General features: G+C 60.5%; 14 protein-coding genes and 4 pseudogenes. 13 read left to right on the top strand and 5 right to left on the bottom strand.

Annotation, left to right across the window (positions count from 1 at the left end):
• Positions 1–288: 288 nt before the first annotated feature.
• Positions 289–1,419, top strand: a pseudogene (istA, locus tag AC1DEZ_RS22465) (IS21 family transposase); the annotation flags it as partial.
• A 164-nt stretch (positions 1,420–1,583) separates the two neighbouring features.
• Here istA and AC1DEZ_RS22460 read toward each other — a convergent pair.
• The gene (locus tag AC1DEZ_RS22460; protein WP_476780729.1) at positions 1,584–2,591 is read right to left on the bottom strand and encodes a helix-turn-helix domain-containing protein; all 1,008 of its coding nucleotides are present in this window, start codon (positions 2,589–2,591) and stop codon (positions 1,584–1,586) included.
• Between the two features lie 406 nt (positions 2,592–2,997).
• Here AC1DEZ_RS22460 and AC1DEZ_RS22455 point away from each other — a divergent pair, with 406 nt between their 5' ends.
• The 6 genes and pseudogenes from AC1DEZ_RS22455 to AC1DEZ_RS22430 all read left to right on the top strand — a co-directional run bounded on the left by AC1DEZ_RS22455 (position 2,998) and on the right by AC1DEZ_RS22430 (position 8,882).
• Entirely contained in the window at positions 2,998–3,831 is an 834-nt protein-coding gene (locus tag AC1DEZ_RS22455) for an acid phosphatase (protein WP_476780728.1), read from the top strand.
• A gap of 462 nt (positions 3,832–4,293) precedes the next feature.
• The gene (locus tag AC1DEZ_RS22450; RefSeq protein WP_476780727.1) at positions 4,294–5,190 is read left to right on the top strand and encodes a DUF1254 domain-containing protein; all 897 of its coding nucleotides are present in this window, start codon (positions 4,294–4,296) and stop codon (positions 5,188–5,190) included.
• A 151-nt stretch (positions 5,191–5,341) separates the two neighbouring features.
• Positions 5,342–5,773 carry a hypothetical protein gene (locus tag AC1DEZ_RS22445; RefSeq protein ID WP_476780726.1) on the top strand — a complete coding sequence of 144 codons (432 nt, stop codon included), beginning with the start codon at positions 5,342–5,344 and terminating at the stop codon, positions 5,771–5,773.
• The gene (locus tag AC1DEZ_RS22440; RefSeq protein WP_476780725.1) at positions 5,763–7,145 is read left to right on the top strand and encodes a mechanosensitive ion channel family protein; all 1,383 of its coding nucleotides are present in this window, start codon (positions 5,763–5,765) and stop codon (positions 7,143–7,145) included. The genes AC1DEZ_RS22445 and AC1DEZ_RS22440 overlap by 11 nt, the downstream gene beginning before the upstream one ends.
• Positions 7,146–7,384: 239 nt before the next feature.
• Positions 7,385–8,026 (top strand): annotated as a pseudogene (locus AC1DEZ_RS22435) (transposase); the annotation flags it as partial.
• Between the two features lie 331 nt (positions 8,027–8,357).
• Positions 8,358–8,882, top strand: coding sequence for a GrpB family protein (locus tag AC1DEZ_RS22430; RefSeq protein WP_476780748.1), 525 nt, complete (start codon positions 8,358–8,360; stop codon positions 8,880–8,882).
• Positions 8,883–8,967: 85 nt separating this feature from the next.
• Here AC1DEZ_RS22430 and AC1DEZ_RS22425 read toward each other — a convergent pair whose 3' ends face one another.
• Complete coding sequence (locus AC1DEZ_RS22425) at positions 8,968–9,681, bottom strand: riboflavin synthase subunit alpha (RefSeq protein ID WP_476780724.1); 714 nt, start codon at positions 9,679–9,681, stop codon at positions 8,968–8,970.
• Between the two features lie 129 nt (positions 9,682–9,810).
• Between AC1DEZ_RS22425 and AC1DEZ_RS22420 the strand changes: the two genes are divergently transcribed.
• Entirely contained in the window at positions 9,811–10,248 is a 438-nt protein-coding gene (locus tag AC1DEZ_RS22420) for an acetyltransferase (RefSeq protein WP_476780723.1), read from the top strand.
• A gap of 274 nt (positions 10,249–10,522) precedes the next feature.
• Here the strand turns inward: AC1DEZ_RS22420 and AC1DEZ_RS22415 are convergent, their stop codons facing one another.
• The 3 genes and pseudogenes from AC1DEZ_RS22415 to AC1DEZ_RS22405 all read right to left on the bottom strand — a co-directional run.
• A complete protein-coding gene (locus AC1DEZ_RS22415) occupies positions 10,523–11,035 on the bottom strand; it encodes a GNAT family N-acetyltransferase (RefSeq protein WP_476780722.1) in 513 nt (170 codons plus the stop codon).
• Positions 11,036–11,097: 62 nt separating this feature from the next.
• Positions 11,098–11,879: pseudogene (locus AC1DEZ_RS22410) on the bottom strand (ABC transporter ATP-binding protein).
• Positions 11,876–12,670, bottom strand: a pseudogene (locus AC1DEZ_RS22405) (FecCD family ABC transporter permease); the annotation flags it as partial. The pseudogenes AC1DEZ_RS22405 and AC1DEZ_RS22410, both read right to left, overlap by 4 nt.
• Before the next feature lie 111 nt (positions 12,671–12,781).
• Here AC1DEZ_RS22405 and AC1DEZ_RS22400 point away from each other — a divergent pair.
• From AC1DEZ_RS22400 to AC1DEZ_RS22380, 5 genes are all read left to right on the top strand, one after another.
• Positions 12,782–13,255, top strand: a complete 474-nt coding sequence (locus AC1DEZ_RS22400; RefSeq protein WP_476780721.1) for a hypothetical protein — start codon at positions 12,782–12,784, stop codon at positions 13,253–13,255.
• Positions 13,252–13,521 (top strand): hypothetical protein, encoded by a 270-nt coding sequence (locus AC1DEZ_RS22395; protein ID WP_476780720.1) that lies wholly within the window; start codon positions 13,252–13,254, stop codon positions 13,519–13,521. The genes AC1DEZ_RS22400 and AC1DEZ_RS22395 overlap by 4 nt, the downstream gene beginning before the upstream one ends.
• On the top strand, positions 13,515–14,954 hold the full coding sequence (locus AC1DEZ_RS22390) for an ATP-binding protein (RefSeq protein ID WP_476780719.1): 1,440 nt from the start codon (positions 13,515–13,517) through the stop codon (positions 14,952–14,954). The genes AC1DEZ_RS22395 and AC1DEZ_RS22390 overlap by 7 nt, the downstream gene beginning before the upstream one ends.
• A 1,068-nt stretch (positions 14,955–16,022) precedes the next feature.
• Entirely contained in the window at positions 16,023–17,471 is a 1,449-nt protein-coding gene (locus AC1DEZ_RS22385; RefSeq protein WP_476780718.1) for a hypothetical protein, read from the top strand.
• A complete protein-coding gene (locus tag AC1DEZ_RS22380) occupies positions 17,464–20,556 on the top strand; it encodes a VPA1269 family protein (RefSeq protein ID WP_476780717.1) in 3,093 nt (1,030 codons plus the stop codon). Before AC1DEZ_RS22385 ends, AC1DEZ_RS22380 begins: the two co-directional genes overlap by 8 nt.
• Positions 20,557–20,723 lie beyond the last annotated feature (167 nt).

Below are 20,723 nucleotides of genomic sequence, written 5' to 3'. Positions count from 1 at the left end.
GCAGCCCGACACTTACCAAGGCAATTCGGTTCGATGGCGGAGACGCATGCGCGTCCTCGTCGCACGAGCTGGATGAAAACGAAGGCGCCGTAGAGCACCAACGAAACAATCCCAGCAAACGCCAATTGGGATGGGTTGAAGGCCGGCCCCCCCGGCATGCTTTCAACAAGGTTGGGCTGTGAGATCGCCTGCAATGTTGGCCCCGTGAGGGGCGGTTATCGCTTTGAAGGTTAGCCCCCCTGTTATCGGCTGCGGCTGATCCTTCCGTCTTTTCGGAAGGGTCCGGGGATGACGGGTGTGGAGACGATCGGTCGGATCCGGTTCGAGCATTTCCAGAACGGCAAGGGGATCAAGCGGATCGCGCGGGAACTCGGCCTCGCGCGCGACACGGTTCGCAAAGTGCTCCGCTCCGGCGCGACCGAGTTCATCTACAAGCGCGAGGTCCAGCCGCGGCGGAAGCTGGGAGCCTGGGTCGATACGCTGACGGCGATCCTCGAGGCCGAAGACCGGCTGCCGCGGCGCTAGCGACGCTCAACAATCCGGCTGTTCGAGGAGCTGCGCGGGCGCGGCTACGACGGAGCCCATGACAGCGTCCATCGGTTCGTGAAGGCCTGGCGTGCCGATCGCGCCCGGCTGCCGGCGCAGGCCTTCATTCCGCTGCGCTTCGATCCCGGCGAGGCCTATCAGTTCGACTGGAGCCACGAGGCGATCGAACTCCACGGGCCGCCCGTGGTGGTGAAGGTCGCTCAGATGCGACTGGCCTATAGCCGGATGCCGATCGTGCGCGCCTATTTCCGCGAGACGCAGGAGATGGTCTTCGACGCGCATGACAAGGCCTTCGCCTTCTATGGCGGGGTCTGTCGGCGCGGCATCTACGACAACATGAAGACCGCGGTGGAAGCCGTCTTCGTCGGCCGCGCCCGGGAGTACAACCGGCGCTTCCTTCAGCTCTGCTCGCATCACCTCGTCGAGCCGGTGGCCTGCACGCCGGCGGCCGGCTGGGAGAAGGGCCAGGTCGAGAACCAGGTCGGCACGATCCGCGATTTGCTGTTCCGCCCGCGGCCGAAGGTGAAGACGCTCGACGAGTTGAACGCCTGGCTCGCCGACCAATGTGTCGCCTACGCTCGGCGGGCCAAGCATCCCGAGTTCCGCGATCGGTCTGTCATCGAGGTCTTCGAGGAGGAGAAGGCGCGGCTGATGCCGTATCTGGGCCCCTTCGCCGGCTTCGTCGAGAAGCCGATGCGGGCGACCACGACCTGCTTGATCACGCATGATCGCAACAAGTACAGCGTCGATGCCCGGGCCGCCGGCCGCGCCGTGCTGGTGCGCGCCTATGCCGACCGGATCGTTGTGTTGCTCGATGGCGAGACGGTCGCCGACCATCCCCGCAGCTTCAAGCGCGATCAGGTCGTCTTTGATCCCTGGCACTAGCCTTCAACGCGATAACGGGGCTGCCCTTCAACGCGATTTGACAGCGCAACTCCTTAGGCGCTTGTAGGCACTGAGATATTCGCCCTTCCGGCCGTCGCGACCGAGTGCGGTGCCGGTCATTTGATCGACAGGCCGCTCAAGGCGAAACACATTCAGCCGAGCTGCGGCTGCGACTGCTCGCGGAACCGACGTGGCGTGACGCCTGTCATCCGGCGAAAGGCGCGGCTGAAATGCGCCGGATCGGCGTAGCCGGAGGAAAAGGCGACATCGATGATCCTGCAATCGGTGTCCCGCAGGAGCCTGCTCGCATGCTCGTACCGTACAGTGTCGAGCACGTCCGAATAGGTCAGGCCCGCACGCGCAAGCCTGCGTTGAAGTGTCCGCGAGGTGACGCCGGCGATCTCGGCGACGTCGGCAAGAGCGGTCGTTCCCTGCTCCAGATATGCTGGCAGCATCAGCTTGAGCAGTCCGACCATGTCATACTGGAAAGCCCTGGCGTCGTGATCTTGCAGGGGAACGCCGGAAGCGGGCGATCGATTGGGGAGACCGAGAAGCGCAGTTGGCAGGCTGATCCATGCGGCATTCTGCTCTGACAGAAAGTGCACGCCAGGCCACGAGGACCGCGTCGCCGGGCTCGGCGCATAAGACGATTCAAAGGCGATCGCCGTCGGCATCCACTCAAGACCGGCGAATTCGCGGACGATGTAGATCGAGAAAATGTTCTGGATCCATTGCGCATACTTCAGATGCAGCAGCCCCCTCGTGCCGCTGAGCCTGCTGCAAACCCGCACGTGATCCGCATCATGCTCGATCCACATGCTCAGAATGGTGTCTTCCCGCGACGCCCAATAGCAGGCGTGCCGGAGCGCGACGAGCAGCGTGGGGGAATGCGCAATCAAGGAGCGTGTCTTTTCCCTCAGGTGGGAGAAATGCAGGCGTTGCGCTGCCAGGAAGCCGAAATCCTCGATGCCCTGTGTTCTCTGGGCGTTGTCGACGAAACGCAGCGCCGGCAGGAGAGGAAGGTAGAGATCGCTTTTCTCGGCGAGAGACGCCGGCAGCCGGCACCGCTCCAGAAGCGTCTCGGTCGGAGCGCCAATTTCCTCGAGGATGCTGACGAAGGGCAGGAGGAACTGGCCGCGCGTCAAGGGGATATCAGCCATCGAACCTCGCCGCGATCATCCGGTCAGCGCCTCCAAGAGATCGAACCGTACCCGGAGGCGATTGTCGCGAAAAGGCAAGACGAGCGGGCTCCCCATGCACGAAATGCTCACAACGACATTCGCTGGCCGATGCGGCCGCGATCGCATGCTGCCCGGCCTGGGCGCTCGCGGAAGTCGGGCAAGCGGGGGGACAAGCAGCAATGTCAGGCGTAACGAGCGCGCGCTATCGCTATCGGCTTGCTGTGCGCTTCCCCTCGCGCCTCGGCTAGGGCAACCGACTTCCCCGAACCCGCTCCATGTCGACTGTCGCAGAGGCGGCTTTTCGTACGACATGACCCGGCTCGGGCCCGCCATTGCCGCAACATACCGGTTTTGACCGGAGCTTCATGGATTGAAAGGGATGAGAATGCCGAAGATCGGGAGTGCGGTCAGGCGCGCATCTGTTCCCCTGCTTGCGCTGCTCGCGCTCTGTGGGCAAGCCGTGGCGCAGACGGACGAGGCGCGGCCGAAGATCACCGATCCGCATTTCAAGATTGCGCCGGGCTATCTCAAACAGTCCGATCTGCCGAACAGCCTGGTTCTGCTCGGTCCACCGCCGGAGGCGAACTCGGCCGCACTAGCGCGCGACGAGGAGGCGCGCAAGGCGACGATTCCCCTGCGAAACACCGCACGCTGGAAGCTCGCTCATAGCGACGCCGACTTGGCCTTTCCGCAGGCCTCCGACAATTTCTCCTGCGCGATGGGTTTCCGGATCGATAGCCGACAGACCCCGCAACTCTATGCGACGATGCAGAAGATGCTGTCGGATTTTGGCCTTTCCACCTATGGCGTGAAGAACAGGTACAACCGGGTCCGCCCCTTCGTGGTTCACAACGAGGCGACCTGCCGAGCGGATCAGGAGACCATTCTGCGGAGCGACGGCTCCTATCCGTCCGGACACACTGCCGCCGGCTGGGGCTGGGCCCTTGTCTTCGCACAGATCAACCCCGAACGCGCCGATGCGCTGCTGAAGCGCGGGATCGAATTCGGGCATAGCCGCGTGATCTGCAACGCCCATTGGCAGAGCGATGTCGATGCTGGGCGGATCATGGGCGCGGCGACGGTTGCGCGATTGCAAACCGACCCGACCTTTCTCGCCGATCTCAAGGCCGCAAAAGCAGAGGTGAAGGCGGCGAAGGCGAAGCAGGTGAGCCCGATGCCAGATTGCGCGGCTGAGACGACAGCTTTGTCCGAACAGTGACGGGGTCGTCCGGCGCCTCCGAGAGTCGTGAATGCCCCTTGCGACCTTAGATTAAGCTTCGAACGCCAGGCGTCATCGATAGAGAAAATCCCCGCACCGCACCGCGGCTGCGACTCCTGTTTTTCGTAATATTTATGAAGATAGATATCGTTGAGATTACGATTATCGCAATTCCATTGTTTATTTATACGGATATAACCTGATTTACATTACCAAGCATCATCGCTGATTTTTCATAGATCACATCTCGACCCATCAATCGTGTTCAGCCGAAATGCGCGGGTGGACTGTTCAGCCTCGCTCCAACAAGCAAATGGATCGACGACGTCAATGAGGTACCATTCAATGCGAATGATGATGGCTTGTAGCCTGGGGTTCCTGGTTCTCGCGCCGTGCGTGGCGTCCGCGCAGCCGGTTCCGGTCAATGTCGGCAATTTCAAGCGAGCCGAGTCCGATTTCTACATGGCCAAAACGGCCAGCGACGGCGCCCTCGGCAAGTTCGTCCACAACAGGGCGCCGACTCCAATCGACAAGCAGCCTGTCGTCCGGATGAACCGGGACACGCTCTATTCCCAGGCGCTCTTCGACCTTGACGCCGGTCCGGTGACCATCACCCTACCCGATGCCGGCAAGCGCTTCGTCTCGATGCAGGTCATCAGCGAAGACCATTACACCCCGATGGTGGTCTACAAGCCGGGCCGCACGACGCTCACCAAGGACAAGGTCGGCACCCGCTATGCGTTCGTTGCGGTCCGAATCCTTGTCGATCCCAATGACACCAAGGACCTCGCGGAGGTTCACGCCTTGCAGGATGCGCTAAAGGTGCAGCAGAAGTCGGCCGGCAAGTTCGAGGCCCCGAACTGGGACCTGGCTCAGCAGAAGAAGATCCGTGACGCGCTCGAAGCGCTGTCCGCCGCATCGGGCAGCTTCACCAACGCTTTTGGCCCGAAGGGAAAGGTCGATCCGGTCATGCACCTGATCGGCACGGCGGCCGGCTGGGGCGGCAACCCCGACAAGGACGCATCCTACCCCTCGGTGACCCCCGCCAAAAACGACGGCAAGACGGTTTACAAGCTCAGGGTCAAGGATGTCCCCGTCGACGCATTCTGGTCGATCAGCGTCTATAACGACAAGGGCTTCTTCCAGAAGAACGATTACGACGCCTATTCGGTCAACAGCATCACCGGCAAGAAGAATGCTGATGGCGCCATCGACATCCAGTTCGGCGGCTGCGACGGCAAGATCGTGAATTGCCTGCCGATTACGCAGGGGTGGAATTACACATTCCGGCTCTACCGTCCTCGCGCCGTGATCCTGAACGGCAAGTGGAAGATGCCGGAGGCGCAGCCTGCATCGTAGAAGGCTGCCCGCTAGGGCCGCCGAGGCTGCGGTTCTGTCCGAGCGGAACGAGCCGCCCTCGCTGTGCCCAGGGTTCAAAACGTTCTCCATGCTGGACAACCGTTTGGCGCGGACAGACGAGTGTTGTCGACTTCTACCCGAGACTGAGACCATGGCTGCCGATTCAAGGACCGACGAGCTCGAGGCTGCATCCGCGATGCTCCATCGTTTCTCTATGCTGATCGAGAACGGGCTGGCCGCGAGGTTCTCGGGATGGCTCTCTTCTGGTGGTGCATGGCACGATTTCATCCAGGGATTCGAAACCGCCGGTCATAGTCCCGCGCTGCTGGCTCTCGGCATTGTAGCGACTTGTCTGACTGCCGTTGTTGCAACGGGCAGCGGTTGCCAGCTCAATCCTCGGCAGATCGAAGGCCAGGCCGCTTCTAGCTGCGGCGGCCTGGTTCGCGGCCACCTTGCTCGTGATACTGGCCTCGTGGGTTCTAATTCTGAGCCTCGTCACCGATTCAGCGCTGCGCCGCGCCTTGCTGAACTGCGTCGTGATCTCGGCCGTGGCGACAATGATATGTTTCCCATTGACCGCTGATCGCAGGTCGATCTTCTGGCGTTGGCGACGCGATCTTGCTGTCGCGATCGGGATCGCGGCCGGCGGCTTGGTGGTACTAGCCTGTCTGCGTGTTTGGAATGCGGCCGATCCGCTACGCGATCTCTTCGCAACATTCGCGGTGTCCCTGCCGTTCACCGTTCTGGTCGCGGCGGCGCATCTTCGTCATCGCCGGCTGGTGATAAGGGCTCTGTCCTTCGGCGGCAGGGCAGCACCCCTTCGCCGGAAACTGGCCTCAATCTGGCCCTGGCTCGTGGTGGCGGTCGTCACGCTCGCCTTCGTCTTCCTCCAACTGGACTTGACGATCGGAAGGCCGACGCGAGGTGGATTGTTGCTGCTTTCGCTTCTGCTCGTTCTTGCCGGGCCTCATCTCGACGTCGCCATCGAAAGACGCGGCTGGCAGGCGGCTCGGTCGCAGGGCGGCGAACTGACCGGCGCGCTGTGGCGCACGTTCCGCATCGTGGTGGCCGCATCGATCCTCGCGGCCCTGGCCACGCTCTGGCTCCTGCCGATTCTGGATGTCGTCGACATTCCGCGGGGCACTGTCCTGCTGAAAGCGACCGAGATCCTGATGCTCGTGCTGGTCATTGCCTTCTGCTGGAACTGGGTGGCCATCATGGCCGCGCGCATCAGGCCCCAAACCCAGGGCGATCAGCAGGTCCCCACCGCGGTGATCGGCACGCGGCTGACCACCGTCGGCCCATTGCTTGTAGGCCTCACCAAGGCGGCGCTTCTGACGCTGGGGGCCCTGACCGTGTTGGTCATGCTGGGCATCAATGTCTGGCCGCTGATCACCGGCCTCTCGATCTTCGGCCTGGCGATTGGCCTCGGCTCGCAAACACTGGTCAAGGATGTGGTGGCCGGTCTGTTCTTCCTCGTCGATGATGCCTTCCGCCACGGCGAGTACATCGAGACCTCGGGTGCCAAGGGCACCGTCGAGAGAATTTCGTTGCGCTCAGTCTCCTTGAGGCACCCGCGCGGCCCGGTTGCGACAATCCCCTTCGGGCAGATCGGGAAGATCCAGAACTTCAGCCGCGAATGGGTCATAGAGAAGATGCTGTTCCGGGTTGCTTTGGACACCGATGTCGAAGCCGTGCGAAAACTGTTCAAGAAGATCGGGCAGGAAGTCGCGGCGGATCCGGAACTGAACGCCGATCTCCTTGAGCCGTTCAAGAGCCAGGGCATTGCCGCGCTCGAGGAAGGCACTCTGGTGATCCGCGGCAAATACAAGGCCCGGGCCGGACGTCAATTCCAGATCCGCAAGGCGATCCTTTCCAAGGTCCGGATCACCCTGGCGGAAAACGACATCAAGCTAGTGCCAAAGCCGCTTCATGTGCCGCAGATGGGTGGGTAAGCTTGGCTGTCTGTCTGGGTTCACTAGGACCGTCTTAGAAGATGGGCGATGCGGCAAGCGTCGTCAAAATATCGGCGTACCTCGCCGCCTGAACCCTTTCAGATTCAGTTGCTTATGCTTGGTGGTTTTTGCTACCTAATGCCGAAGATTTTCGCGAGTGGCGACATTGCGAGCCTCAAACCGACGGCCGTGGCTCACTGTCCGCTCGTCGGCAACGGATGACCGCCCACACCATCGACGAGACCAACCTGCCGGCGCTGCAGGAGGCGGCGGTGGGAACTTCGGGTTTGATCGAGCGCACGCAGGATAGGTTCGGCACCTGGCCCGAGAAGCTGGTCGCGGATGCCGGCTACGGCTCGGCCGAGAACCTCGCCTGGCTGGTGCACGAGCGCGGGATTGAGCCGCACATCCCGGTGTTCGACAAATCCCAGCGCAGCGACGGCACCGTCAGCCGGTCCGACTTCGCCTATGACCACGCTCGCGATCTCTACACCTGCCCAGGCGGCAAGGAGCTCCGGCAGTTCCGCCGCCGGTTCGACACGCCGCGCGACGGCGTCGATGCCGAAGGCCTGATGCGCTACCGCGCCAGCAAGCTCGACTGCGACGCCTGTTCACTGAAGTTGCGCTGTTGCCCGAAAGCGCCCGCCCGCAAGCTCCTGCGCTCGATCCATGAAGGCGCCCGTGACATGGCGCGCGACATCGCCACCACCAATGCCTACGTCACCTCAAGGCGCGAGCGGAAGAAGGTCGAGATGCTGTTCGCGCATCTCAAACGCATCCTCAAGCTCGACCGCCTGCGGCTGCGAGCGCCATGCGGCGCCCGCGACGAGTTCCTCCTCGCCGCTACCGCCCAGAACCTCAGGAAAATGGCAAAGCTGATGACGCCGCCAGCGCCACCCCAGGCCGCGCATGAGAGCAAACGCTCTCTCACCGATCCACCCAGCCTTGGTCGGGAGGCAATCCAACGCCGACTTCTTCAACACAATCGGTCGAAAGCGGACTATGCGGCAAGCCCTATGCAATCTGCGCAAGCCCATTCCTCGATGGCGTCGTTTAGTCAGGCCGATGACCTCGATAAGTTGACGGCGGCGATCGAAGCTAGCCTCGCATGTCATTCGATGCAAGTGCTGGAGATATGGATTTGAGAATGCAGCCCCGGCCGACTGAGGCCTCAATTGTCCGGTTTGAGGAAGGTGATCCTGCCGAAAACCCCTGGATCAACGGTCAACCAAAGCAAGAACGGATCAAGGTAGAGGCGTACAGCGCTGGGCTGAGCAGTATGAGATTGGCAAGGCAGAGATCAACGCCGCCGTTCCCGGCTTGCTAGAGATCGAACACGTTGGTTCCACGGCAGTTCCAGATCTTCCTGCCAAGCCGGTTATCGACATCGATCTCATCGTTCCTGATCCCGAACGTGAGGAACAGTATGTCCCGGCTTTGCAGGCGCTTGGCTACGATCTGACGATCAGGGAGCGCTCATGGTACCAGCATCGAATGCTGCGCCGCGAGGAGCCGCGCGTGAACCTGCATGTGTTCGGCCCCGCTTGTCCGGAGCATGCGCGACATGTCCTGTTCCGTGACTGGCTACGCCAGCAGCCGGCGGACAGGAAACGCTACGCTGAAGCGAAGATGCTGGCGAAAGATGGGGTGGACACCGCCCACGACTATAATCGACGCAAGCAGGATGTGGTGCTTGATATCTATCAGGCGATATTCAAAAGCCGAGGTTGGATCTGAGCGCTTCACCCGACTTTGCCCTCTCCCGGAATGGAGCCGGCCCCCGCTAAGTCTGCAACGGGGTAGGAAGCAGGCGCTTAGGGACTCAGTGCCGTGGAGGCAACAGTGCTGGCGGGGTCACCAACTCGTCCAAAGCCAGGCCACGCTCCTTCAGGAGGGCTTCGAGCATCGGCCGCAACTCTCCGAGGCTTTCCGCAACAGAGTCTCGGACTGTATCAACAACGACTTGCGTTCCCCGTTCGATCTCGACGTTGAGTGTCTCACCGACTCGCTTGGCATCAAGATTCGTTGCCCGGCGCGTCTCCGGTATCAGCCAAATCTCGAACCAGCCTTCGACCTTGTCGCATTCCGAGACCGTCAGGCTGCATCCGTTGATGGCAATGTAGCCTTTCGCGAAGATGTACCGTTCGAAGGGGCGAGGAATGGAAAACCGGATAGCCTTATTGCCTCCGTACTCCTTGATGAGTTCGATCGGAGCCGCAAAGTCTATGTGACCTGATAGTGGGTGCCCACCGATCTCGGCGCCATCCTTCGCGGCACGCTCGACGTTGACCAGGCTCCCCGGTTCACAGTTCCCAAGCGCAGTGACCGTTAGGCTTTGGAGCATCACGTCGAAGAGGACGCGTTCGCTCGATACGACGGTCGTAACGGTCAGGCAAACGCCATCCACCGCCACGCTAGCGCCGATTGCGAGCCCGTCGGTGAACCACGCGGGAAAATCGAGCGTGAATATCCGAATGCCGTGGTCGTCTTCGATGGCTGCAATCTTGGCCACAGCCTGAACAATGCCGGTGAACATGGCTTCCTCGTCCTCGCGAGCAGTGGATATAGCGCGTAGCCAACGGGACGGGCCAGTCGCAGGACTGCTTGCTATCCTCATAGAAACGAAATAGAGCGCGCGCTCAAAAAGTTAGAATGTAATTCGATCATGCATGTGATTAGACTTTCACGCCCCAGCGATGCTGAGCGCGCAATCGAAATTTGGCGACGCGCCGTTGACGCTACCCATGATTTTCTGACGCCGGAGGATCGCCTCGCGATCGACGAGCTGGTTTGCAGCTTTCTCCCCGAAGCGCCGCTTTGGCTTGCCGTCGATCCAGATGATCACGCGCTGGCTTTCATGCTTATCGACGAGGGGCATATGGAGGCGCTCTTTGTCGATCCAGCTTGCCGCGGAAGGGGCATTGGAGCTGCGCTCGCGCGCCACGGCTTGGAACTCTACCCGAGAATGACCACTGACGTGAATGAACAGAACGGCCAAGCCGTGGGCTTCTACGAGAAAATCGGATTTAGGCGCACAGGTCGATCGCCACTGGACGGGCAAGGCCGGCCTTATCCAATCATTCACTTAGAATACGGTGGCTGAACTGAGTTTCGACGATTGAGGACAGGAGGCCTCGTGCGCAATCTCTTGGCGGAGTGCGATTGCTAGCGCAAACCGCTCTGCTAAGCGCGTTGGAGCGCCCATAGCGGACCTTCCAGAGGTCCGTTTCGCGTCGGAAGCGGACTCTGGCTCCTTGCCCGAAAGCGGACCTTTGCCACATGGTGGAAACCCCTGTCCGAGCAGCTCAGCAAAAGACCAATGTGACAAATGCGATTGCTCGATCGCGGCGTCGAGAATTTCGGCTGGGCCAGCGCCTTCAAGGAGACACGGGGTCTGTCGTCAACGCCTTGTCGAAATGCGTGGAGCCCTCGGCCGCAGCGAATTCGCAGAAGCCCTGTGCGCGCCAGAACGCAATCGTCGCCGCCGTGTCGGTGTTGGCGTGGAGGTAGAGTGTCTCGAATCCCGGTCGCTGGGCTTCTGTCTGTGCGAGCGTGGTCAGCCATTGGCCGATCCCTCTCCCCCGCAGATCCTTCCGAACGTAGACGCGGACGAGTTGCGTGACGCCGGCTGGCGACGGGTAGCGGTCCGCGAAGGCGGCGACCAAGTTCGGTTTCCACATCAGCCCATAGAACCCGGCCGAGGCGACGATCTCTCCATCAGGAGAATGAAGGCTCCAAAACGCGCCGCGGTTCTCTCCGGAGAACCAGCATTGCGCTGGCGGACGCAGAAGCGAATCGAGATCGGCATGCCAGTCCAGTCGATACTCAGTGCCATAGACTTCCCTGATCGTGTCCAAACAGAAGCGGCGCGCGGCGGCGCGGCGCTCCATCGAGGCGTCAGGCGCGGCAGCGCAGGTGAGTCCGTGCGGCGGTAGAGGAAGCTCGAAACCAGTCACGCCCGCCTCACGGGGTCATCATAGAGGAACTGGATATGGGCCGGCCGGCACGCGCCGAGCGGCCGATCTGGGCGCGTACGCCGAAGACGTCCCACAGCAACGCCTGTGTGAGGATGGCGGACGGTGCCCCTGCCGCGACGATGCGCCCGGCCTTCAACACCACGACGAGATCGCAGAATGCCGCGGCGAGGTTGAGGTCGTGAAGGGCGACGATACTCGTCAGTGGCAGGCGCTCGACGAGGGCGAGAATCTCGATCTGGTGCTGGACGTCGAGATGATTGGTCGGCTGGTCGAGGAGCAGTTCGCGCGGCTCCTGCGCCAGGACGCGTGCGATCTGGACGCGCCGGCGTTCGCCGCCGGACAAGGTGTGTCAGGACTGTCCGCCGCGTCCGCCGAGATCGACCTGATCGAGCGCCCGGCCGACGATCGCTTCGTCCTGCGCCGTCCAGGACGAGAAGCGGCCGCGATGCGGCGTGCGGCCCAGCCGGACGACGTCGCGCACCGTCAACTCCTCCAGCGTCGCCGCCTGCTGTTCGACGACGGCGACCCGTCGGGCAATGGCTATCTGGCTCAGCCCGGCGAGATCATTGCCGCCCAGGGTGATGACGCCGCCCTGCGGCTGCCGCCGCCGGCACAGCAGCTTCAGCAGGCTGGACTTACCGGAGCCATTCGGCCCGATCAGGCCGAGCGTCGCCCCCTCCGGGACGTTCAGGCTCACCTCGTCGAAGATCAGCCGGCTCCCGGCGCCCCAGCTCACATCACGAACCGAGAAGGTCATTCCGGCCTCCTCGCGCGGTAGAGCAGCAAGGCGAAGGCCAGCGCTCCGATCAGTGCCGTCACCACGCCGATCGGCAGGATCTGGCCCGGCACCACGATGCGGGACAGGATGTCCGCGATCACCATGAAGATCGCGCCGGCAAGCGCCGATGCGGGCAGCAGCAGCCCATGGCCGGAGCCCACTAGCATGCGCGCCGCATGCGGGATGACGAGGCCGACGAAGCCGATCGAGCCGACGACGGAGACCATGCTCGCCGTCATCAGCGCCGTCGCGCCGAACAGGACGAGGCGGAGCCGGGGCACGGGCACGCCGAGGGTCGCGGACGCCTCCTCCCCGAAGCTGAAGGCATCGAGCGAGCGGGCATGGCTGATGCAGATGATCAGGCCGACCATGGCGACGGCCGCAGCGAGATAGACATCCGGCCAGCGCACGCCGCCGAGATTGCCGAGCAGCCAGAACATCACGCCCCGCGCCTGCTCGGCATCGGCGGAACTCGTGACGATATAGGCGGTGAGCGCGTTGAAGAGCTGCGAGCCGGCGACACCGGCGAGGATGGTGCGGTCGGAGCCGCCGTGCGCGCCGCGGGCGAGAATCAGAACCAGCCCGAATGCGGCAAGTGCTCCGAGGAAGGCGCCACCGGACAGGGTCAGTGCACCGGCGCCAAGCCCCAGGATCATGACCGAGACCGCCCCGGTCGAGGCACCGGCGGAGATGCCGAGCACATAGGACTCGGCCAGCGGGTTGCGCAGCAACGCCTGAACCACGAGGCCCGTCAGAGCGAGCGCGCTGCCGCGTGCTCGCGAATGACCTGAGCATGTCCGAACGCCTCGGCGGGTGGGGCAATTCCCGGCACGCGCGTCCACGTCGGCAGCCGACGCTCCCGGACAGTCTGCATCTGGAAGGTGCACGGTTCGCTCGACTGGTTCCAGACGCCGACGCGAGAGAGTATCGGCCTACGCGGTGGAATCGAGCCGCCGGCGAACTACGAGCCGCTGATGGTGACGCCCGGCCTCGACAAGTACCGGCTCACTCACACCGAACCGTTCCGCACAATCATCGGCTGTGCGGACGCCGCGCTCGAGGCGGCCAGGGCCTATCTCTGCGTCGGCTACGGCTTCAACGACCAGCATCTCCAGGAAAAGCTGGTCGAGCGCTGCGGCCGGGACAGGGTTCCCCTCGTCATCCTCGCCAAGGTGCTTTCGCCCGCGGCCAAGGCGCTGCTGACGGGAGGCCGATGCCGAAGATACGTGGCCTTCGAGGAATGCGGCGAGGGTGCCACCGCCTACACCCACGACGTGCCGGACGGCTTCTTCATCGAACGGCCCGTCTGGCGCCTCGATGTCTTCCTCGATTTCACCATAGGGAGCGGACCGTGAGCATTCTCGATTTCGACGACGGCGAAGCGCTCGGGCACGTCCAGTCCGTCGACACCACGGTGGTGATCGTCCGTGTCGACGACGTCAGCTCCCTCCGCAAGCTGCAAGTCAACAGGCTGGTCGCGCTACAAAGCAGCCGATCGGGTCACAAGCTCATCGGGATCATCAACAAGATCACGCGAACAGCGCTGGAGGACGTCAAGCTAGCCGACATAGAAGCCGGGACAGGGCGCACACCGAACTCAACCTGGTCCGTGTCGTGCTGATCGGCACGCTGATTGACCGGGACGGATCGCAGTCAAACATCTTCCGCCGCACGCTGGAGACCGTGCCCGAGATCGACGCTTGGTGCTTCGCGCTCGAGGGCGAACGCTTGTCCGGCGAGGGACGACGGCTTTCCCTAGGTGCCTATACTCTCGACCTAGGCGCGGAAGCTTTCGTGGACGGCAACCGGCTGTTCCAGCGTCACGCCGTCATCGTCGGAAGCACCGGATCGGGCAAGTCCTGGACGACGGCGCGGCTGTTGGAGCAGGTGGCGGAGCTTGGCAGCGCCAACGCGATCGTCTTCGACATGCATGGCGAGTACGCTTCCCTAGTCGGTGATGGTTTCGCGCACCTGAAAGTGGCCGGCCCGGCGGACATCGACGCTGACCGACCCCTCGACGAGGGCGTCCTTCATCTGCCCTATTGGCTGCTGAGTTACGAGGCGCTCGTCTCGATGTTCGTCGACCGCTCGGACCTGACCGCTCCCAATCAGGCCATGGTCATGTCACGCGCCATCGTGAAGGCGAAGACCGCCTTTCTCGAACGCGGCGGGCACGCCGAGGCGCTCGCGAACTTTACCATCGACAGCCCCGTTCCGTTCTCGATAGCGGACGTGCTGGCGGAGCTGAATGCACTGAATACGGAGATGGTGCCGTCCAGCCGCGGCGAGAAGCAGGGTGATTTCAATGGGAAACTGAGCCGCCTGATCCCGCGGCTCGAAGGCAAGCTGACGGACCGCCGTCTCGGGTTCCTGTTTCCCGCCGCTGGGGTGGCGGATGGCTACGCGTGGCTGGACGACGTCGTCAGGCAGTTGCTGGGCGGCCGAAGCGCCAGAGGCGGCAAGGGCGGCGTGAAGATCATCGACTTCTCGGAGGTGCCCTCCGACATCCTGCCGCTGATCGTGGGTATGGTCGCGCGACTGGTGTTCTCGGTGCAGCAGTGGAGCCCGCAGGACTCCCGCCATCCGGTGGCGCTCTTCTGCGACGAGGCGCATCTTTACATTCCGCAGGAGGCGACCTCCGGCGTGGCCGAGAACGCGATAGCGACCTTCGAGCGAATCGCCAAGGAAGGTCGCAAGTATGGCGTCGGCCTGGTCGTTATCAGCCAGCGCCCGGCCGAGGTGAACCGTACAGTCGTCAGCCAGCGTAACAACCTGATCGCCATGAGGTTGACGAATGGCGACGACCAGGCCGTCGTCCGTCGCCTCCTGCCCGACAGTCTCGGAGGTTTCGGCGATCTCCTGCCTGTGCTCGATACCGGGGAGGCGCTCGTGGTCGGCGATGCGATCCTGCTGCCAACACGCATCCGCATCGCAAAGCCCATCAATGAGCCATTAAGCGGAACAATCGAATTCTGGGATCGCTGGGCTGACGAAAAGGACTGCGCCAAGCTCGATCGGGCCGTGGAGAGTTGGCGGCGGCAGACAGTCGCGTGATGACCGCCACGGGTTCCGACTTCGTCGGGCGCAAATGGCCCCGCTTCGGGCGAAACCTTATCTCTCCGCTCTCTCCTCCCAGCCTCGCGTACCGCTGACATCGAACGAGCATAGGTGTGATTGTCGCGGATCGATAATTCCGCGACTCTACCGCGCAGGATGTCCAGACCGCGCGACCGCGGCGGGGTTCGTATGAAAGCGCCGAGGGAACGCGGGCCGACTGACATGATCATCGCGAACGAATCCTTCCGCAGTCAGCCGGAATCCTTCAAGGCAGCCACGTTCGGCCTATTGGCAGCCGGCAGGCCTGACTCGACACGGGATACGCCCGCAAGTCTATAGGTCGCGTACCGATGCGGCCGACGACGATCGGCTTGCGTTTTGGCGCCATCTCGCCCCGCCGTTGCCAGCGGGAGCCCGGCCGAAGTCTCGATGCGGGTACTGGCCGCAATCTCGCCACACGTAACCACGGCGTGTCCGTCCATGTTGGGCGGGGTGAAGCGAAGAGTCGCCACGTGCGCAACTAGGGCTCGGCAAGCATGCGGCCCGTCCCCTGCGATACGGGGACAATGTCGGCTCCGATCAACAGCGGAGCATAGCTGAAGGATCCCATGTTCGCTCCCAAGGATTCAGCTCCCTGAATCCTGTAGCGCTCCGCCAGTCTCCCGGAGCTGCGTTCCGGGAGACTCCCCCCCTACCGGAACGCAGATCTGCTGGAGCGAGAGAACGAGACGCCCCCGAAACACGAGATTACCAAAATACAGAAACGCCGATCTCCCACTAATATACGCTCTATATTTTATTAACTGAAGACAATTACAAGTTTCAATCAGATCAATTCACACTTTATAAAGGATTTCCCGCCGATATATACACCGAAATCGGACCTGTTTAGGGTCGGTTATCAAGAATTTCTGCTGTCCGATTCTAGATTTACACTGACAGAAGGATTCAGCGCCCGTGAGAGAGCCACAACCACTTCATCACGCGACGAGCGCTATCAACGTTGAATCGATGCCGTGCGGATGGTCAGCCCGAGGCCTATTCTTACGAAAAGCCGACGGGTCCGTGGAGATTTTCACACCCCTCGTCGACTACATGATGGCGTTTCCAAGCCGGTCTAGAACTTGGCAGGACACCATATCTCGCGGCCTCGGATTGTTCTGGGACTTTTGCCAGACTCGAGGACAGGCAATCGCCGACGATGCCCTAGAGCGTAACCTCAATGTCCAACGCCGACTGTACCGTGCGTTCGCCATTTCTCTTCTCAGCGGCACCATCGAAGCGGGCGATGATCCTGACGGGCTCTTTTGGCCGCGCACGCCGGTCACAAGAGCCAAAATGCTCGCGCATGCCATCGAACGCTTCTCTGACTGGGCTCATGCCGAGGGGCTCGACAACCCGTTGCGTACACTCCCTGTCCGCTGCGTTCCGAGCGATGCATTGTCGTTCTCCGAGCACCTTGTCTGGGCACGTCGACGCCAAGTTTCGATGTTGTCTCACCTGACCCCTACAAACGTGAGGCGGACAACGCCTCGCCTCATCGATCTTGGTCGAACGACGGAAGGACAATCGGCGGAGGAGGTAAAATTCTTCCCGCCTGACCAGTTGGAGCCGCTCCTTTGGATCGGCCATCAGCGACCAGGAAAACTCCACACGACTGATCCTTACCTACGATACAATATCCGGGACCAAATGATGGTTCTGCTTGATGCGTACGGAGGCTTCCGCCGCAGCGAAGGCTTGCATCTCTGGGTCCAGGACGTTGTGGAAGAGCCAGAAAAGCCGGGTCATGCCCTGATCGTAATCAATCATCCGGCCGAAGCCAGGATACGATATTCGGACCCGTTGAGCGGAAGCGAATATTCGCTGTCACGAGCGGAGATTCTTGAGCGCCGATACGGCTTGCGCCCCCGCAATGAAGTTCTTCGAGACCGCTATCACGCGGGTTGGAAAGGTATGGATCTCAACAAAGACAACCAAGCTTTCGTGTACTGGCTCGACGACAATGCCTCGACACTGTTTTGGATCCTATTCCTTGGTTATCTGCGGTTTATCCGCGATCCGATAATGGAAAGACGTCGAAGCCTTGGAGGTAGGGACCATCCATTTCTCTTTGTAACCGAACGAACTCCTCAAGCCAGCGGCGCAATGATTGGAGACCCTTACTCCCCAAAGGGCTACGAACGAAACCACGCGGCCGCCGTGCGCCGGATCGGTTTAGAGCATTCGAAAGCGCGCGGGACGACAACCCACGGACTACGCCATCTCTACGGCCAAACCCTTTCGAACCTTGGTGTCCCCCCCTCTGTGATCAAGAAGGGACTGCACCACCGACACTACCTTTCACATGTACCTTACGTCGTACCGACCAAGGCGCAGATTAACGCGCAGTTAGAAGCAGCCCGCCGACGCATGCTGGGAGAGGTCGTTCAGATCCCTCCTATCGGCCATGAAAGCTCGGCCGCGTTACTTGCTCTCAGCGAGTTTATAACCTCAGGAGGAGCGCGTGTTTGAAACTCGCTTCAACCACGTAACAATTGCGCAGAATCTCGGCGAAGCTTGGTTCAACCCGGACGAACGACGTTTCGCCCTGATACCAAGCATCAACGATACCGACAGCGAGAAGTTAGCTACTCTGATCGAGGAGATGGTGGAGAGCTGTCGCCTGGATGGCAGCCGAGCGGCTCAGGACGATTTCCTATACGAACTGCATGGCCTGCACGCGCAGCGGGCCGTCCTGTGGCCATTGGGTATCCTCTTCGGCCGCTCTGCTATCGGCGATATAAACGCACAATGGTTCCAGTTCTTCCTCCAAGAACTTGACCCCGACTTCGTGCTACTACGTTCCGAAATAGAGAAGCTTTCGCATCTTTCGAAATTCCCAGCGAGACAACGTCAAGATCGCTCATTCGCAATCTGGAAGTGGCTTGCCGTGCTCAAGTTCTCCTCAGACCATATTGATTATCTCGAAAGTATTCAAGAAGCGCACATCGTTGAGCTAGGACGATTGCTGCGGCCCAGCGGGATCTGGGCGGAATGGACATCTGAGTCAAACCGACGAAGCCTGAATCGCCTGGTGCGCCTAGTTGCTGATGTTACGGACAATCCGCAATTCTGCATTCAAGTAAATCGACAAGTTCGCAGGAGGAAGAGCAGCCGAACCGAAAGCATTCTTTCTGAAACTACCCACCTGCAATGGCTCCGAGAAAATTTCAACCGTTGGCTAGGCGAGAGAGTGCTACTTCAAAAAAAAGCTTATCTTCGCGCGCTACGCTTGCTGGAAGAATTTTTTAGCACCCGCCCTTCTTTGGAGGTCGACAAACCGGATAAAGCGCTCTCTCGGTCCAACATGCTTGGCCTACTTGAGTTCGCGAAGACCTGGTCAACTTCAACTCAACGCATAAATTCGATCGGGCGGATCTTCGATTTTTTCTGCTGGATGGAAGACGAAAATCGTGATCGAGATGGAAATACTTTATTCAAAGTGGCTCTCTCGTACGGAGACGTTGAACGATTCAGAATGTCTCAGGCGTCGAAAAATACGACATCGAAAAACGGCGATGTCGCGGCCAAGCCGATGCCAACACGAATGCATGTCGAACTGAAAAAAATAATATCCGACAATAACTTTGCTTGGGCAAGAGGCCTTAAATCTCGCGCCGACGGGCGACCGCTCCATTGGATTACGTGGAAAAATCCTGACACTGGGCATGCAGAACCCGTATTCTGCGAGGTATTGCCTAGAATGCTCCTGCTTATGTTGGATTTGCCTCTGCGAAATGTTCAGGTCCGACGGCTCGATAGCGGCGAGGGCGACAGCCGGTACTGGAATCCCACGGAGAATAAATGGGGCCCAGCCGAAGGACCACATGCCGATTACTGGAAATCTGTCGGCGCAAAAAACACCCGACGTGGAGTATTTAGAGAGATTCAGTCCCAATTTGGTGGAAATATCAGCACTCTAACGGGATTCTGGATAAACTCGAATAAAACACAGGACAGGCCCAATCTATTTGACGAAAATTCGGGATATGAGATGCCTTGGGAATTTATTGAGGCGCTAAACAATCTTTCGGAGATGCGAGAATGGCAAGAAAAATATAACCCCGTAGCAGGACCTTTGCCGCTCTCAAAGACTCCATACGGGATATTTATTGACGACCCGACTGACGCGGTGAAAGCCCTGATTCCCGACCGATTCTATATTTTTAGATACCCTCTGAATGTCGGACCAAGAGGCAACGAGGCGCCACCTAGCTACAAGGTCATACTTCAATTTTTTTATGATGCATTGGAAGAGCTGGAGCTTCGCCTCAATGCGGAAGATCCCAATAATCCTATCACCATCATTACCGGTCGCGATGCAAGTGGGGCGCCGAAGAAGGCAATATTCACTCTGCATGGATTGCGCTCCTCAACAATTACCAGCCTCTACAATGAAGGCGTCCCGATTGCGGTTCTTAGCAAGCTCATAGCCGGTCACGCGACCATCCTCATGACTTTGAAGTACACCAAATTTGAGCCGCCGCATGTAAGTGAAATTCTGACGCGAGCGCGCCTTCAGGCCCTTGCTAAGGCGGCCGATGCCTTCCCGGTCTTCCTGAAGAAAGCGACCTTTGAACAGGCCGCCAGAATGACAGCTCGCCTTCACGATGATGGCCTGGCGCAGTTGAAGGGCCCTTATTCCGACGGCTCTACGTGGTCTCGAATGGACATCGGAATTTGTCCGAATGGAGGAACACTCTGCCATATCGGCGGAGAACTCTGGCAGGCCCGTAATGACCTAGGAGCGAACAAGTCACGCCACAAGCCCGTCCCGGGTGGCTCGAGAAACTGTGTGCGGTGCCGCTTCTTGGTTACCGGGCTACCCTTTCTGATTCCATTGTGGGGCCACTCCAACCTCATTTCTGCACGAGTGGACCAGTTGAAAGAGCGAATTGAGGAACGCGAGGCTGAGATTAAGAAGCTCAAGGCCGAGCGCCGAGATGCCAACGCCAAAGGAGAGCCTGTACCTCCCGTTCTGCGCCAACGGATCGCAGCCCTCGAAGCCGAATGGGATGCTGAGACTCAATCACAGGAGCAGTCTGTGGCTGACGTACACGCAACTATGATGCTCATTGAGATGGTCCGCGCGATCCGAAAAGTAACTGCCGAAGCGGGTGAAGACGGCATCCCGATGGTGATCCGACCAAAGGGTATACCCGAGGTATCTGGGCGAGAATCCACCCGCTTCGAACTCACGGACTCAATCGTCCAGATGAGTCGATTCTTTGTATCTCTAGACAGACCAGAAATTGAAAGGGAGAGAGACGAATTCGTGAACCGCATTCTCTACCAGAACGGCTATATTCCTATAACCTTGGCGCCGCTTTCCCTGGAAGAGCGTCGCGCTGGGGCGGACGCGATGGCGGCCATGCTGCTGGGCGAACTTGGTGCTCAGGAGGCCCAGAATCTAATCGAGGGGCGAAAGACGCTTGAAGAACTCGGTCTCCAGGAGCGCATCCAAGAAGTCGCCCGGAACAGCATCGGGCGTCCGCTTGAGCGGACCACACTCACCCAGCCCGGCCGCGAGATATTGCTCGAATTGAATGCGCAGTAGTTTCGCCGCACCATTCCCCGTGGTCCTTTCGATGGATACCTCATCCGCGATATCCGCTGGGCAAGCACCGTTGAAGATCTGCCGACGGCGTCCTCGTTGAAGGCGACCCGGATCGGTTTCTCGACCTCGAATCATCAGTCCCATCCCTCATCCGATCGGGAGGGCAT

The sequence above is a fragment of the Allobosea sp. 10L422 genome, assembly GCF_056395345.1.
This window is presented reverse-complemented; position numbering and strand designations above follow the sequence as displayed.